Origin of the sequence: Aerosakkonema sp. BLCC-F183, from assembly GCF_041929145.1 — a bacterium.
In the GTDB taxonomy this organism is placed as follows: domain Bacteria; phylum Cyanobacteriota; class Cyanobacteriia; order Cyanobacteriales; family Aerosakkonemataceae; genus Aerosakkonema.
The window spans coordinates 57,429-72,263 of record NZ_JBHFNU010000074.1 but is presented as its reverse complement, the minus strand read 5'-3'; the positions used below and the strand labels follow the sequence as shown (position 1 = coordinate 72,263).

At 44.8% G+C, this 14,835-nt stretch carries 15 protein-coding genes; 8 read left to right on the top strand and 7 right to left on the bottom strand.

Features of this window, described 5'->3' with window-relative positions:
- The first annotated feature begins 4 nt into the window (after nucleotides 1–4).
- From ACE1CD_RS22100 to ACE1CD_RS22090, 3 genes are all read left to right on the top strand, one after another.
- Nucleotides 5–268, top strand: coding sequence for an Asr1405/Asl0597 family protein (locus ACE1CD_RS22100; RefSeq protein ID WP_374826253.1), 264 nt, complete (start codon nucleotides 5–7; stop codon nucleotides 266–268).
- Nucleotides 269–356: 88 nt separating this feature from the next.
- Nucleotides 357–968, top strand: coding sequence for a ferredoxin (locus ACE1CD_RS22095; protein ID WP_374826252.1), 612 nt, complete (start codon nucleotides 357–359; stop codon nucleotides 966–968).
- A 41-nt stretch (nucleotides 969–1,009) separates the two neighbouring features.
- The gene (locus tag ACE1CD_RS22090) at nucleotides 1,010–2,119 is read left to right on the top strand and encodes an S-layer homology domain-containing protein (protein WP_374826251.1); all 1,110 of its coding nucleotides are present in this window, start codon (nucleotides 1,010–1,012) and stop codon (nucleotides 2,117–2,119) included.
- A 17-nt stretch (nucleotides 2,120–2,136) separates the two neighbouring features.
- On the opposite strand, the gene ACE1CD_RS22085 is transcribed toward ACE1CD_RS22090, so the two are convergent.
- From ACE1CD_RS22085 to ACE1CD_RS22070, 4 genes are all read right to left on the bottom strand, one after another.
- Nucleotides 2,137–2,496: a type II toxin-antitoxin system PemK/MazF family toxin gene (locus ACE1CD_RS22085; RefSeq protein ID WP_374794613.1), complete on the bottom strand. Its 360-nt coding sequence runs from the start codon at nucleotides 2,494–2,496 to the stop codon at nucleotides 2,137–2,139.
- Nucleotides 2,483–2,719, bottom strand: coding sequence for a hypothetical protein (locus ACE1CD_RS22080; protein WP_374794612.1), 237 nt, complete (start codon nucleotides 2,717–2,719; stop codon nucleotides 2,483–2,485). Before ACE1CD_RS22080 ends, ACE1CD_RS22085 begins: the two co-directional genes overlap by 14 nt.
- Nucleotides 2,720–2,773: 54 nt before the next feature.
- Nucleotides 2,774–2,938, bottom strand: coding sequence for a hypothetical protein (locus ACE1CD_RS22075; RefSeq protein WP_374794611.1), 165 nt, complete (start codon nucleotides 2,936–2,938; stop codon nucleotides 2,774–2,776).
- A 307-nt stretch (nucleotides 2,939–3,245) separates the two neighbouring features.
- The gene (locus ACE1CD_RS22070) at nucleotides 3,246–3,368 is read right to left on the bottom strand and encodes a hypothetical protein (RefSeq protein WP_374794610.1); all 123 of its coding nucleotides are present in this window, start codon (nucleotides 3,366–3,368) and stop codon (nucleotides 3,246–3,248) included.
- Between the two features lie 269 nt (nucleotides 3,369–3,637).
- Here ACE1CD_RS22070 and ACE1CD_RS22065 point away from each other — a divergent pair, with 269 nt between their 5' ends.
- Nucleotides 3,638–5,740 (top strand): ATP-binding protein, encoded by a 2,103-nt coding sequence (locus ACE1CD_RS22065; protein WP_374826250.1) that lies wholly within the window; start codon nucleotides 3,638–3,640, stop codon nucleotides 5,738–5,740.
- A 649-nt stretch (nucleotides 5,741–6,389) separates the two neighbouring features.
- On the opposite strand, the gene ACE1CD_RS22060 is transcribed toward ACE1CD_RS22065, so the two are convergent.
- The 3 genes from ACE1CD_RS22060 to ACE1CD_RS22050 all read right to left on the bottom strand — a co-directional run bounded on the left by ACE1CD_RS22060 (nucleotide 6,390) and on the right by ACE1CD_RS22050 (nucleotide 11,279).
- Complete coding sequence (locus ACE1CD_RS22060) at nucleotides 6,390–7,526, bottom strand: CO2 hydration protein (RefSeq protein WP_374794660.1); 1,137 nt, start codon at nucleotides 7,524–7,526, stop codon at nucleotides 6,390–6,392.
- A 226-nt stretch (nucleotides 7,527–7,752) separates the two neighbouring features.
- Nucleotides 7,753–9,246, bottom strand: coding sequence for an NADH-quinone oxidoreductase subunit M (locus ACE1CD_RS22055; protein ID WP_374794608.1), 1,494 nt, complete (start codon nucleotides 9,244–9,246; stop codon nucleotides 7,753–7,755).
- A gap of 143 nt (nucleotides 9,247–9,389) precedes the next feature.
- The gene (locus ACE1CD_RS22050) at nucleotides 9,390–11,279 is read right to left on the bottom strand and encodes an NAD(P)H-quinone oxidoreductase subunit F (protein ID WP_374794607.1); all 1,890 of its coding nucleotides are present in this window, start codon (nucleotides 11,277–11,279) and stop codon (nucleotides 9,390–9,392) included.
- Between the two features lie 642 nt (nucleotides 11,280–11,921).
- Between ACE1CD_RS22050 and ACE1CD_RS22045 the strand changes: the two genes are divergently transcribed.
- From ACE1CD_RS22045 to ACE1CD_RS22030, 4 genes are all read left to right on the top strand, one after another.
- Complete coding sequence (locus tag ACE1CD_RS22045) at nucleotides 11,922–12,230, top strand: carbon dioxide-concentrating mechanism protein CcmK (RefSeq protein WP_096545062.1); 309 nt, start codon at nucleotides 11,922–11,924, stop codon at nucleotides 12,228–12,230.
- 83 nt (nucleotides 12,231–12,313) lie between these two features.
- Complete coding sequence (locus tag ACE1CD_RS22040) at nucleotides 12,314–12,655, top strand: carbon dioxide-concentrating mechanism protein CcmK (protein WP_190466705.1); 342 nt, start codon at nucleotides 12,314–12,316, stop codon at nucleotides 12,653–12,655.
- Between the two features lie 2 nt (nucleotides 12,656–12,657).
- Nucleotides 12,658–12,963 carry a EutN/CcmL family microcompartment protein gene (locus ACE1CD_RS22035; protein WP_190466702.1) on the top strand — a complete coding sequence of 102 codons (306 nt, stop codon included), beginning with the start codon at nucleotides 12,658–12,660 and terminating at the stop codon, nucleotides 12,961–12,963.
- A gap of 176 nt (nucleotides 12,964–13,139) precedes the next feature.
- Complete coding sequence (locus ACE1CD_RS22030; RefSeq protein ID WP_374794606.1) at nucleotides 13,140–14,774, top strand: ribulose bisphosphate carboxylase small subunit; 1,635 nt, start codon at nucleotides 13,140–13,142, stop codon at nucleotides 14,772–14,774.
- The last annotated feature ends 61 nt before the right edge of the window (nucleotides 14,775–14,835 follow it).

Here is a 14,835-nt window from a genome sequence, read left to right as displayed (position 1 = left end):
TCGGATGGAGCAATCGAGCGTTAACCAGGTGGCCAAACAGGTTGTGGGCATTCCGCGAGGCGAGCGCTGGCAAGCTTACCAAAGACTGCAATCGCTAGGTATTGCGTGCTGGTGTACCGAGGGGGGTGACCTGCAAGTCGAGGTAAATAGCCCCTTGGCAGCGATCCAAGTGTGGAGTGCGATCGGGCAATTAACTCGCCCTCGACACGACTTGGCAGTATGGCTGGATCGGTGTTGGCAACTGAAATTTAACAAAACCGGTATGTGACCTTGGCGAGATGAATTTCTCTCAAATTGAGAATAATTATTGAATGTAAAAAGGATTTGCGATCGTGGGTAAACACAAAAGCTCTCAAATGTCGCCATTTCACCTGGAAGGACGTTTCCTGGGTTATGAAGTGGAGGAAGCCTGCAAAATCAAGCGGATGAGACTTGCTACTGCCGAAGGCGAGCTCTGGCTTAAACTCTCGAAAGAAGCGAGGGCGACGCTCAGCCGCTATCGGGTTCTCGTACCGGGGGATTGGATCGAAATTTTTGGTGAAGAAAAGCTCGATCGAGAAACAGGCGAACATAAGATAAAAGTCTATGAAGTATTGCCTAAAGCCGCTCTAGCGGCGACATCAGCATCGCCCTTAGAGACTGTTACCTCAACCAAAGCCGCTAAGCCTGCCAAAGTGCAGGCTTGTATTTTAGTATGTCAAAAATCAGATTGCTGCAAGCTTGGCGCTAGACAGGTTAGTCGCTTCTTGGAGGAAGGGTTGCGCGATCGCGGTTTGTCGGGAGAAGTTACAGTCAAGGCAACTGGCTGTATGAAGCAGTGCAAGGCAGGGCCAAATATTGTCATGCCCGATAAAACTCGTTACAAGCGAGTAGATATGGAAGAAGTACCCCAGTTGCTGGACAAGCATTTTCCCGTTGCAGAAACTATGCCGGTAGAGGCAGTTCCAGAATTGGCAATAGTACGGTAATCTATATTAAAATTGCCGTTTGCTGTAGGAGGGCGATCGAGATGACAAATTCCCCTTTACCAGACCCCCAGTCATCTCCAAAAGATCCATTAGGATTTGATGAGTTCATCGGCATCTTGGTTGCCTTGTCCACTATCGGCAGTATTTTGTTTTGGGCGGTATCTCAAAAACCGCAGAGTTTGAATTTTATCGGCGTTGCTCCGCCTGAATTAGTCCCCGCTACACGAAAGTCTGCTTCTCGTTCACCAGTTCCACCTGTAAGTGCCAGTCCTTCGGCAAAAGATCCCGTGGCGATCGTTCCGGGTGAAAGGGCAAAATTGCCTACAGGGATAGCTGCCGCAATCCTTCCTATTCAAAAGGCACAAACTTCTCCAAAAGCAGCTGCTGCGATCGTTCCCCGCCAGAAAGCGCAACCTTCTCCCAAGGTAGTAGGTGCGATCGCGCCAGGAAAGAAGGCCCAACCTATTGGCAACCCAAAACGGTCTGGTATCGAAACCCTACCAAAGATAGTCACCGCAGTTCCAGCTGCATCGGCTGCACGAAAAGCTTCTACACCAGCCAAACAAGTTAAATTTTCCGATGTTCCGGCTAACTTGTGGGCAACTCCATTTATTGCAGCTCTGACTCAGCGCGGTGTTTTTACAGGATTTACCGATAAAACTTTTCGCCCATATCAAGCAATGACGCGAGCTGAATTCGCAGTCAGACTAGATAAAGCATTTAACAAGAAACCAGAAGAAGCGGCGACAGCTTTTGAAGATGTGCCTAACAACCACTGGGCATATTCATCAATTAAAGAAAGCGATATGGCAGGATTTATGGAGGGATATCCTAAAGATTATTTCCGACCGGCCAAACCGGTGACCAGAACAGAAGCTATTGTTGCACTGGCTAGCGGTTTGGATTTGAAAGTACCCGCGAATCCAGAAAAAATATTACAAAGTTACAAAGACGCAGCTCAGATTCCCAAATATGCTAGAGGCAAAGTAGCAGCTGCTATCCAGGCTGGTTTAGTAGTAGGATCTAACTCAAATTTGTTGAGACCGAATCAACCAGCTACTCGTGCGGAAGTGGCAGCTTTTCTCTATCAAAGTTTGGTGAAACGGGGTAAGGTGAAAGCAATTAATTCTAAGGCGATCGTCAAACCTTGATTTAGTTCGGGGTCAGCTTAGAATTCTCTTAGGAATCTTTCTACTGTAGCAATTACTTGGGTCAATGTATCGTCTGGCATTTTACACAAAAACTCTGCCTGTCGTGTTTGCCAGTCGAAAGATTTAACTTGATCTGCAAGTATTACTCCCGATACTGCCAAACCTTCTGGAATAGCTACTTCAAAAGTATACCCCTTGACTTTGCTAGTAATAGGGCAAACTAAAGCTAGCCTAACCCTGCGATTGTATATGTTTGAGGAGATAACTAAAGCAGGACGACGACCAGCTTGTTCCCTTCCAGACTGAGGATCGAAGTTAATCCAAACAACATCTCCCTTAGCGGGAATATATATGTCAGAACTACTAGATGATTTCACTAGGTATTACCTCTTCAAGACCAATTTCACCATGTAGCTGTTCGGGGGTAATTTTGTTTAGTCTTTCGTTCATTTCTTGTACTTCCTTAGTTAAGGAAGGCAGTCTGAAAGCGATGATTCGGATGGCTATTGATTCGATCGATTCCTCGCTCAATTCAGCAACGTGGTTAAGCTGCTCAAATAGAGACTCGGATATTTCTAACGTTAGTTTTTGGGTACGCATTTTTTACCTGCTGCGATCGATCTTTGTCCTGAGTTTATTTTGCTTGGGTTAATTTTAGCATTTTTGCCCTACCGCTTCCCCAGCATCAGGTTGGTTAGATTCATCTTTTGATTCATCTGTAACAGATGAATTAGATTTTTCTGCGCCATTCAATTCATCTTCTTCAAACAAATATGGACAGGCTCGTTTTAAACCTTCGAGAAACTTTTCAGTTGTCACTTCCTCAAAATGTTTGAGAAGTATAGCTAGGGCGTCGGGTCGAGGGTGTCAGGAATTAAGAATGTCCTAACCGCCAAGGCGGTTGCTATATTTCGCCAAATTTTTTTGGGTCTATCATTATTCAATTCCTCGCTAAATTTCTATCAAATGAGAATCTTCGATAAGAGAAGTATCCCGGACGGCTATCTGAACGTGGGCGCGATCGAATACAGCAGAATTGGGGAAAATGCGATCGCCTTCTTGAAACTAACTTCCAATAGCAACAATTATTTGCTTATATACCTGCTAAAATTTTTCAACAGTATAGTCAAAAAATGCACAGTTTAACCTGTGAGCTTTCGATCGTTCGCGGTTCTGTTGAGGCAAAGGCTATTGCTGCTGCTTCAGCGCTTGTGCCATGATAGCCGTAGATGCGAATCCTGTCAGTCATCCACGGTTAATTAGTGTTTAAATAATATAATAGCTAAAGGAAAGATTTAACTTCTTTATCGTAGTATATATTATATTGTTAATATACCGCTAGCAAAAATAGTGAATAAAACCAACTTTAGTAAAATAAGCGAAGCAGAACCTCAAAAGACCGAGCTTTCAAAAATTAAGACTTGTAAATTAATTATAAATAAAGGATTACCATTACAGCTTCTTCTAATTGTTCCGTTCGTTTTACAAATCTTTGGAGCAGTCGGTTTGGTCGGTTATTTGTCGTTCAGAAATGGACAAAAAGCTGTTAATGAACTGGCGAATCAGGTGATGGATCGCACTAGCGATGTGGTAGAGGAACATCTTAAATCTTATCTATCAATTCCTCAAACCCTCAATGAGATCAATGCAGATGCGGTTCGCCGGGGATTGCTGAACGTGCGCGATCGTGAAATAGTAGGAAAATATTTTTGGGATCAGATGCAGGCGTATGACCTGACTTATATCGGCATCGGACTGACGACGGGCGAGGGGATTGGAGCGGCTCGTTACGATGGCAAAACCATCACCATCGATGATTGGACTGCCAAACCGCCTAACAACGTCTATACTTACGCTACAGATAACCAAGGTAATCGAAAAAAGCTCAATTATCGTTGGGATTGGAACAATTTTACCGAACGCTGGTATATCGAACCGATTCAGGCTCGTAAACCAATGTGGACAAAGATGATTACTAATAACTTTCCTAGTGGCCCCTACATTGCGATCTCTGCTAGCCGTCCCATTTATGATGCCCAAAATCATTTGCTGGGGATGATTGCCACTGATATCCATTTGCTCAAACTCAGCAGTTTTTTGCGTAATTTGAATATTATTCAATCAGGAGAAGTATTTATTTTACAACGCGATGGAATTTTGATTGCCACTTCTAGAAACCAACAACCATTTGCCGTCATTAATCATAAAGTTCAGCCATTAAAAGCGATCAATAGTAATATTTTCATTATTCGATCAATTACCCAAAAAATTGAGCAAGAAGTAAATGGTTTAGAGGCAATTACTGAAGATCAAGAATTTCATTTATATCTTAACGGCAAAAAGCATTTTGTGCAAGTTCGACCTTGGCAAGATAAATATGGATTGAATTGGTTAGTAGTAATTACTGTACCGGAAAGTACATTCATGGCGCAGATTGATGCCAATACCCGCACTACGATCGCTCTTAGCGTGGCAGCATTAGTCGTTGCCTGTGCAATTGGCGTACTCACCTCTCGTTGGATTGCACGTCCAATTCTACGTCTAAATCAGGCAAGTGAGGCAATGGCATCTGGTGATTTAGACCAGACAGTGAAAAATAGCAAAATTCGAGAACTCAATACCCTGTCTAACTCCTTTAATCGCATGGCAGAGCAACTGAGTGAATTATTCGCTGCATTAGAGAAAAGTAAACAAGAACTGGAACAGCGAGTCGAAGCACGCACCCTTGAACTTAAAGATACACTCAGGGAATTACAGCGTAGCCAATCTCAAGTCATTCAAAATGAAAAAATGTCTAGTCTAGGACAATTGGTAGCTGGAGTTGCTCACGAAATTAATAATCCTGTCAGCTTTATTCATGGCAACATTATCCATTTAGAAGAATATATCCAAAATTTGTTAAAATTTTTGCAATTATATCAGCAACACTATTCTAACCCAGTTTCTGAAATTAAAATTGCCGCTAATGAGATGGAACTGGACTTTTTACAAGAAGATCTTCCGAAGATAGTTTCTTCTATTAAAACAGGTACTGATCGCATTCGCCAAATTGTACTTTCTTTGCGAAACTTCTCTCGTATGGATGAAGCTGAGATCAAGCTGGTCAACATCCATGAAGGTATCGATAGCACCTTAATGATTTTGCAACATCGTCTGAAAGCTCAACCAGAAAAACCAGAAATTGAGTTAATTAAAGATTACAGCACTCTACCTCTTGTAGAATGCTATGCTGGACAGCTTAACCAAGTATTTATGAATATTTTGATGAATGCAATTGATGCCTTAGAAGAAAACAATACTAAACGTAATTATCAAGAGATGAAGGCGCATCCCAGTCAGATTAGGATTCGTACATCAGTTATTGATGCCAAGTGGGTGGAAATTGCGATCGCCGATAATGGAATTGGTATGTCCAAACAAATTCAGGAGCGAATATTCGATCCCTTTTTTACTACCAAACCTATTGGGAAAGGAACCGGACTGGGTATGTCTATTAGCTACCAAATCGTTACTGAAAAACATCACGGTAACTTGGAGGTATTATCTACGCTTGGCGAAGGTACGGAGTTTAAAATTCAAATTCCGATTAAACAGGAAATTGGCGAGCTGTTTAACGGTTGAATATCCTTGGCAATTAGCAGATTATAGCAAATGTCCTAACTGACTTTTATCGGTTGCTGTAACGCTCTTGTGTCACTTTCAGCAGATAAAAAGCTGAAATTATTATGCAGAGTGACTTCTAGCAACTAAGCTACGTTTCAACGTTTCTATCAGCTTGCGATCGCTAAATCATTCACTAGGGAAGCTTCTCACGATTTGGCTGATATTTTCCTCTCATCAGAATGACAAAAGAGCGGTAATACCAAATCTGCTTCGATGACCCCCTTTTATCTCACTCGGCTGTTGAGACGTTTTATGAAACGTCTTTACAATGAAATGGCCAAAAATTCAAGGGTGTAACAAATCCGGATTTGGTAAAACTAGCAGTTCGGTTAATATCTTGTGGGTAGAAAACTTATAATTTCCTCAGAAAACCGGTTTCTTAAATAATATAGCAACCGCCAGGGCGGTTAAGGCATCCTAAAACGCCAGAACCAATTCACAGCAAGCATTTCACTTTTGACTTTTGACTTTTGACTTTTGACTTTTGCTATACCTTTGCCAAACCCAAAAAGGAATGATTTGTAGGTTGGGTTTCGCTTCTTTCAACCCAACCTACCGAAAAATGGCGAGGGTATTGTTAAAGAAACCGGGTTTTTCTTCCGTCGCCTCAAAAGTTCACTTGACACGTATACAAACACGCATTTGGATCGCTATTCGCCACCATCAAACGAGAAGTAATAAACCTATCCATCCATTTTTCCAAATAAACGCGATTTGCTTGTTGCTCAGATGGATCTGTTGTATTAATCGGATAAGGTGCTAAACCCAAAATTGCCGCTGTCGTCACGCAAAACATCGACTTTTGGAAACTTACACAAATTTGCACGCGCAAGTCATCTTCTCGACGGCGATTGCGATTGTACAAATCGTGCAGGTAATCTGGAATAAAATGGCGCATATCCTGCATTAGCTGAGTTGGAGGAATCCCCGCACCACCTATAGGTAATGGGTCAGCATACAAAGCGCCATATTCAAATTTGCTTTGATCTATGGGAATTTGACGAGCTTGTGCGTTGAACGAAACTGTACCGGGAAAAGGCGTTCCTCGGAAGAAAACCGCCTCCACGTAAGGTACGCCCGTATCCATCAGGAAAGTTAAACCCGCTGATTTGGGAATAATTTCATATTCCTTACCCTCAATTTTTACCGAGTAGGTAATCGGCAAATTAGCAGATTCTACCAATCCGTTGAGGATATGCTCGACTACCAGGGGAATGGAGTTAATTTCGCCTCGATCGTAGCGGTCAGATAAAGTCAGGAATATGGGAGCCATTACCCGCCAAAATTGACCGAGCGCACTGTAATAAACTTGTAGACGTACCTGTTCTAATAGAAAGTTAGGGAACAGTTTGTCTAAACCTCTAATTAAGAAATGGCCCTTAGTTTTGGCATTAATTGCGGCTCTCGCTCTTTCCTTAAATTCCTCAGAATCTATGTAAGTATCCAAACCGCCGCCACCGTGCCACATCATTGTTCTCATGCAGTACTCGGCGTACTCAAAATTAATGCGATCGTGCCACCAGTGTTGCAGCAATTTTTTTATGGAAACTTCGCCGTTGAAATATTTAAAAAATGGAAACAGCACTAAAAATTGATGCTCGGCGATGTAGAGAAGATTGTTATAGTACGCATCTAACACTACACCGTAGCTTTTCAGAACACCCACAACTTCTATCAGATTTTCTGGCGTATCGGCGAGTAACGCACCGCCTGCTTTCAGCCGTTCTATGTATGGGGAAAGCATATGAGCGGGTTTAGAGTTTAAAATTGGGTATTTTATATTATTTGTATTCTCAACTTGTCCAGATTCTGCACTTGTTTTTGTCATTATTTATTCCCTCTCCATCTAATATCTAAAATTGCCGACACCATCATTTAAAATTTTAGATTTTAGGCCCCAAGCAATTTTTTATTTAGATATGATGAATCTAAAATTGCTGGGGGCAAAGTCAATCTAAAATCTAAAATCTTTAATCTAAAACCGTTTGAGTGTTCGCCGTTAACTGTTGACTGGTAAGAGTCATAGTTGTTGTAGTGGTTTCAGTCCAACGCACGATCCAGTTAGGTTGCAGTCCCAGCATCACGATCAGCATAGCTAAAGCGATCGCAGGAGCTCTCTCTTTCCACTGCACTTGCGGTAAGTTTTCTACCACTTCCGATAACCGTCCGAAAAAGACACGGTTCACCAAAAGCAAGAAGTACACTGATGTTAAACCAGTACCCACCAAGCAAAGCAGAGTTTGGATCGGGAAAACCGGGTAACTGCCGCGAAAAACCAAAAATTCCGAGATAAAACCCACCATACCAGGTAGACCGGCACTAGCCATCACCCCTAAGACCATAAGGCTACCAACTACTGGCAAACCGCGTTCTGGGTTAAGCAGTCCTCGCAGTACTTCAATGTCGCGAGTACCAGTCTTTTTATATACAACGCCCACCAGTAAAAACAGCAGTGCCGAGATTAAGCCGTGGCTCGTCATTTGAATGACAGATGCCAGTAAGCTCAGAGGTGTAGCGGCGGCTATGGCTAAAAGGATGTAGCCCATGTGACCGACAGAACTGTAGGCCACCATTTTCTTCATATCTGTTTGCGCGATCGCATTCAACGACCCGTACAGCACGCTTACTACCGCCCAAGTAGCAAGACTGGGTGCCAAAATTTGCCAAGCCTCTGGAAACAAACCCAAGCCGAAGCGCAGCAAACCGTAAGTTCCCAACTTCAGCAACACTCCAGCCAAAAGTACCGAAATCGATGTTGAGGCTTCTACGTGAGCATCCGGCAACCAAGTATGAAACGGCACCAAAGGTATCTTGATGCCAAAGCCCACCAACATAGCGCCCAGAAGCAGGAATTGCGTTGCCAAAGGTAAACTATGATGACGTAGCGATTCGTATGCAAAAGTGGAAGCGTCGCTGAGGAAAAATAACCCAAAGAAAGCTGCGAGAATTATAATTCCCGAAATAGCCGTATAGATTAAAAACTTGGTTGCTGCGTAGCCACGTTTTTTGCCACCCCAAATGGCAATTAAAAGATACAGAGGAATCAGTTCTATCTCGTAAAATACGAAAAACAGCAATAGATCCTGAGCTACAAACGCACCGGCGACACAGGCATTCAACACTAACAGCAAAGCGTAATAAAACCTGGGTCGTTGGATAGCCTCATCTGTACTGACGATCGCAAGACAAGTCAAAAAAGCATTTAAAACTAGCAAAGGCAAAGATAAACCATCAACACCGAGGTGATAGCTCAAGCCCAAAACATCAATCCAAGGTAGGATTTCTACAAATTGCTGGCTGGCACTTTCTGTGTGAAATTGATTCGCCAGTACAAGCGACAAGATAAACACGCCACTGGCAACTATCAAAGTAAATTGACGAGTTACCTTTGGAGTTATATTTCCGGGCCAAAACGCCATTATAGCGGCGGTTATAATTGGCACCCAAATCAAAGCACTCAGCATAGGTAATAGGGGGGAAAGGGGGAAGAGGGGCAGGGGAAAATGATTAATTCAAATTGGCGATTTGAGACAAATTTGAGATTTGAGATAGCAAATTTAATAAATCTGAAATCTCAAATCTGAAATTTGAAATTGACTGATGAGCGCTAATCAAAAGCTAATCGCCAAAATTCCCCGTCTAAAATCATTTTGAAAAATGAGGGCTCAAATAACCAGGTCATTAGGAAGCCAAAAAAGCTGATTCCCAGAAGAATTATCAGCACATAAAATTGGGACTGACCGGAAGCGCTGTACTTCAAAGTTTGACCGCCGAAAATTGTGCCCAGACCGAGTAAGTTAACGAATCCATCAACAACGTAGCGATCGATCCAAGCGTTTAATTGGGAAAGGCGATCGACTGCAAATACTACAGTCAAGCGATAAACGCGATCGATGTAAAAGTCGTAACCCAACAAATCCTGCAAAAACCGCCAAGGCAGAAACAGCGATCGCGACCAAGCTTTGTTGAGATAAATAATTGACCCGATCGCACAGCCTAGAACACCCGATGTCACCAGCAACACCGCCGCTTTTGGGTTGACGTATTCCCAATCGGGTAGCAGCAACAAGCGCTGCATGATCGAAGGTACTAATAAAGTCGCGATGGTTAAAGTTACCATCGGCACAGCCATTGGCCAGGGAACCTCTGGTGCCCGTTTCGTCTTAGGTTGAGGTTGGCCCAAAAAGACGAGACGAAATACGCGGGTTAAATTTAACGCCGTCAGGGTATTGACCAACAGCAAGATTGCCACCAGCAAAGGTCGATCGAACAAATAAATATCAACGCCTCGGTGCAGGGCCCAAAAGCCTCCCAAAGGCAGCAATCCCACCAAGCCAGCGCTGCCAACCACAAAAGCAGTAGTAGTTGCAGGCATCCGAGACCACAGACCGCCCATTTCGGTTAAGTCTTGGTTGTTGGTTGTCATAATCACAGAACCAACACTCATAAACATTAGCGCTTTGGCGATCGCATGAGCAAACAGCAACAGGAGAGCAAAACCCGTCCATTGCGTGCCTACAGCGATAAATACCAAACCCAAATAAGCGCTGGTGGAATGGGACAAAGCTCGCTTAATATCGATTTGGGCGATCGCCACCAAAGAAGCGCCGATCGCTGTCACAGAACCGATCACCACCAAAGCATCCAAAGCTACAGGCGAAACATTCAAAATCGGTTGAAGTTTGATCAACACATAAGCACCACCAGCTACCACCACCGAGTTCCGCAAAATCGAAGCTGGGTTCGGCCCTTCCATCGCCTCATCCAACCAAAGGTGCAGCGGAAACTGAGCGCATTTACCTATGGGGCCAGCGATCAAAGCCAAGCCCAACAAAGTCGCAGCGGTGGGAGGTAAATAGGCAGTATCCGCCCATTCGTATAAATCGATAAAATTCAAGCTTCCTGCTTGAGTGGCCAACACCACCACTCCCATCAGTAGCAGCACGTCTCCCACGCGCTTGGTCAAAAAGGCATCTCGCGCTGCCGTCACCACCAACGGTTGAGCGTACCAGAATCCCACCAACATATAAGTAGAAAGGGTGAGAATTTCCAGCAGCGCGTAGCTGAGAAACAGAGAATTACTCAGCGCCAGACCGCTCATTGCCCCTTCAAAAAATCCCATCAGCGCAAAAAAGCGAGCTAGCGCCCAGTCTTTTTCCATGTATCCCAAGGCGAATAGCTGCGCCAGCAAGCTCAGCCCCGCTACCAAATCCATTGCCCCAACGCTCACTTGCGAGATTTCCAGGGCAAAGGACAAATCTAAATCTGCTGCTTTGAGCCAGTGGAATACTAACTCATAGGGCTCTCGATTCCAGGTCAATCTGAAGACGATAAAGCCATGCAAAAATGCCAAAAACGTCATCAACAGATTAAAGTAGGCAGCCGGTCGCGGGCCTGTACGATGGATGATGCCCATTGACCAGGGTAGGGTCAAAACCGCACCAAATAAGCCGTATACGGGCACCCACCAACTCGTTTCTAGCAGGAACTCAGTCATCGACATATCCCCATAATTTGCCTCAACCGCATCGAACTCCTTTAAAGCAATTTATGCCTTTTGTCAATCTTTATGTGAATGTAGAAGGCTTTGCTAAAAGGTGAGCAATAACTTTTGTATATTATTGATTTTTGTATATCTTAACCATATAAAGCACTCTATAGAAGGATTGTGATGCCAAAAATCCTTAATTACCTATATAAATTTTTGTTATAAATAAAATATTTCTCGGTATTCTTACAGAAGAACCGAGATCGATCGGTATTAGGGCCAAGGCAGCCGACAGGGGATGAGCAATTGTCGTCGGTTGTTATCGGTTATTGATGACCGATCGCCTATTACCATATTTAGCGCCCAGTTTCGATAAGTCTGGTTTAACTAAAAGTAATAAAGAAATTATAAAACATTTCGTCCGCACCAGATAAATACATAGAATAGTCAAATATTAAGTTATTTTAATATTTTTAATTTGAAATCATCATTGTAATTAATATTGTCAAGGAACCCAGGCTTCTTTATTCTTAAATTTGGGAATGCTAAAAGCTTTTTATTGAGCCAAGCAAAATGGGCATTTCCGTCAAATTTTCCAGTAAAAGTACCTAATAGTACAATTACTTACGCTCGTCCGGTAGGAGAATCAAAATGCCAATTGCTGTCGGAATGATTGAGACCAAAGGGTTTCCGGCTGTGGTAGAAGCAGCCGACGCTATGGTCAAAGCAGCCCGCGTCACACTTGTAGGTTATGAAAAAATCGGCAGTGCCCGCGTGACCGTAATAGTACGGGGGGATGTCTCGGAAGTGCAGGCTTCGGTGGCAGCGGGAATAGAAGCCGCCAAGCGGGTAAATGGAGGCGAAGTTTTATCCACTCACATAATTGCCCGTCCCCATGAGAACCTAGAATATGTACTGCCCATTCGTTATACGGAAGCTGTGGAACAGTTTCGTACCTAACTAAACTGACACATTAAGTTGTGCAGTACTAATAAAACTTTCAGTTTTGTTCATTTTTACGAAGTTTATCAAGGATTAAAGCAATGGCAATTGCAGTTGGCATGATCGAAACCCTGGGCTTTCCGGCAGTTGTGGAAGCCGCAGACGCAATGGTAAAAGCCGCTCGCGTCACCCTCGTAGGCTATGAGAAAATTGGTAGCGGTCGCGTGACGGTAATTGTCCGGGGCGATGTTTCCGAAGTGCAAGCCTCGGTTGCAGCTGGGATTGAATCCGTGAAGCGGGTTAATGGCGGTCAAGTATTGTCCACACACATTATTGCGCGTCCTCACGAAAACCTAGAGTACGTCCTGCCGATTCGTTACACCGAAGAAGTGCAGCAGTTCCGCGATAGCGTCAGCGGCATTCGTCCATACAACAGACCATAAAAATGCAAATTGCCAAAGTTCGCGGTACCGTCGTCAGCACCCACAAAGAGGCAAGTCTCAGGGGAGCGAAATTGCTACTGTTGCAATATATAGACGAAGAGGGACGCCTACTGCCCAAATACGAAGTAGCAGCAGATCAAGTGGGTGCGGGAGTGGAGGAGTGGGTACTCGTCACTCGTGGAAGTGCCGCTCGTCAAGTTGAGGGCAACCAAACGCGCCCACTAGATGCTTTGGTAGTGGCGATTATTGACACTGTAAGTATTGACAATCGCGTGCTTTACAGCAAAAAAGACCAAGACCGCAAATAGGTCATTGGTCATTAGTCATTAGTCATTCACAAAATGCAGCTAATGACTGATGACTGATGACCGATGGCTGCAAAAAATTGACAGCCTATGTTTGGCGTGTGTATCGCCAAACATACGCCAAACATACGCCAAACATACAACCAACTGACAAGCGTTCAGTTAAGAGGAACACGGTTATGGTACTCCGCAGCGTAGCTGCCCCGCCGACCCCTTGGTCGAAAACTTTGGCTAAACCAAAAATTGATGAAACAGCATACGTGCATCCATCCTCCAATGTGATTGGAGATGTACGGATCGGCACAAACGTAATGGTTGCCCCAGGCACTTCTATCCGGGCAGATGAGGGAACGCCTTTTCATATTGGCGAAAGTACCAACATTCAAGATGGCGTAGTCATTCACGGTTTAGAGCAAGGACGGGCGCAAGGAGATGACGGCAATTCCTACTCCGTTTGGATTGGGAAAAATACCTCCATCACCCACATGGCTTTAATTCACGGCCCCGCCTATGTTGGCGATGATTGCTTTATCGGCTTTCGCTCTACAGTATTTAACGCCCGTGTGGGAGACGGCTGCATCGTAATGATGCACGCGCTGATCCAGGATGTGGAGATTCCCCCCGGCAAGTATGTTGCTTCCGGCTCAATCATTACCAACCAACAGCAGGCCGATCGCTTGCCCGATGTGAGCGAAGCAGATAAGCACTTCGCGCATCACATCATCAGCATCAACGACGCTTTGCGAACCGGTTATCGGTGCGCCGAAGATGTAGGCTGCATCACATCCATACGCGATGAATTAGATCGATCGCAACCAAATAATGGCACAAAAAATTCCAACGGTCAGGTGAAAAGTATGCGCTTAAGTCCAGAAGTCAGCCAACAAGTGCGTCAAATGGTAGCACAAGGATATCGGATCGGTACAGAACACGCCGATGAGCGACGTTTCCGCACCAGTTCTTGGCAAAGCGGCCCGATTATCCAGGCAACCAGAGAATCCGAAGCCATCTCCGCCTTGGAAGCTAGTTTGGATGAATTTACGGGAGAATACGTGCGCTTGATTGGCGTTGACCCCAAAGCGAAGCGGCGAGTTCTGGAAATGGTGATCCAACGGCCCAACGGTGCAGCTCCCGTGAGTGGGAAAGCTCCTGCGATTGCCACCAACAGCAGTGCGATCGACAATTCAGTTCCAAGCTCGCAACTGGAAGCAGGAGTCGTAGAACAAGTGCGTTCCCTACTCGCTCAAGGATACCGCATCGGCACCGAACACGCCGATGCGCGACGCTTCCGCACCAGTTCCTGGCACAGCTGCTCTCCCATCGACAGCAATCGAGTATCTGATGTAGTCCAAGCTTTGGAAGCTTGTATAGAAAGCCATGCCGGAGAATATGTCCGTATGATCGGCATCGACCCCAAAGCGAAGCGGCGCGTGATGGAGCAAATCATCCAACGACCGGATGGCAAAGTTCCGCAAATGTCCAAACCTGCTGGAGTCCAAACAAGCGAGACCCCAGTCAGCAAAGCGGCGAGCTCGAGCAGCAGCAGCTTGAGTTCCGAAGTGCAAGAAAAAGTACGTTCTCTCCTGGCTCAAGGCTATCGCATCGGTATGGAACACGCCGATGCGCGACGCTTCCGCACCAGCTCCTGGCAAAGCTGTGCCCCTGCACAGTCCAACAGCGCCTCGGAAGTATATGCTGCTCTGGAAGCTTGTATGAAAGAGCATAGCGGCGAATACGTGCGCTTGATCGGCATTGACCCGAAAGCGAAGCGTCGCGTCCACGAGCAGATTATTCAACAACCAACAAGCCGTTAAATAAGGGGGTATGGTGTCGGGGATATCAGATTTAATTAATTTCAGATTGCAGATTTGAGAT

What these genes read in the sequence shown, in the direction of transcription:
- ACE1CD_RS22050 (WP_374794607.1), bottom strand. Translation starts at nt 11,279, where the DNA reads ATGACTGAGTTCCTGCTAGAAACGAGTTGGTGGGTGCCCGTATACGGC.
- ACE1CD_RS22055 (WP_374794608.1), bottom strand. Translation starts at nt 9,246, where the DNA reads ATGCTGAGTGCTTTGATTTGGGTGCCAATTATAACCGCCGCTATAATG.
- ACE1CD_RS22095 (WP_374826252.1), top strand. Translation starts at nt 357, where the DNA reads ATGTCGCCATTTCACCTGGAAGGACGTTTCCTGGGTTATGAAGTGGAG.
- ACE1CD_RS22070 (WP_374794610.1), bottom strand. Translation starts at nt 3,368, where the DNA reads ATGACTGACAGGATTCGCATCTACGGCTATCATGGCACAAGCGCTGAA.
- ACE1CD_RS22040 (WP_190466705.1), top strand. Translation starts at nt 12,314, where the DNA reads ATGGCAATTGCAGTTGGCATGATCGAAACCCTGGGCTTTCCGGCAGTT.
- ACE1CD_RS22060 (WP_374794660.1), bottom strand. Translation starts at nt 7,526, where the DNA reads ATGCTTTCCCCATACATAGAACGGCTGAAAGCAGGCGGTGCGTTACTC.
- ACE1CD_RS22100 (WP_374826253.1), top strand. Translation starts at nt 5, where the DNA reads ATGGAGCAATCGAGCGTTAACCAGGTGGCCAAACAGGTTGTGGGCATT.
- ACE1CD_RS22045 (WP_096545062.1), top strand. Translation starts at nt 11,922, where the DNA reads ATGCCAATTGCTGTCGGAATGATTGAGACCAAAGGGTTTCCGGCTGTG.
- ACE1CD_RS22035 (WP_190466702.1), top strand. Translation starts at nt 12,658, where the DNA reads ATGCAAATTGCCAAAGTTCGCGGTACCGTCGTCAGCACCCACAAAGAG.
- ACE1CD_RS22080 (WP_374794612.1), bottom strand. Translation starts at nt 2,719, where the DNA reads ATGCGTACCCAAAAACTAACGTTAGAAATATCCGAGTCTCTATTTGAG.
- ACE1CD_RS22090 (WP_374826251.1), top strand. Translation starts at nt 1,010, where the DNA reads ATGACAAATTCCCCTTTACCAGACCCCCAGTCATCTCCAAAAGATCCA.
- ACE1CD_RS22030 (WP_374794606.1), top strand. Translation starts at nt 13,140, where the DNA reads ATGGTACTCCGCAGCGTAGCTGCCCCGCCGACCCCTTGGTCGAAAACT.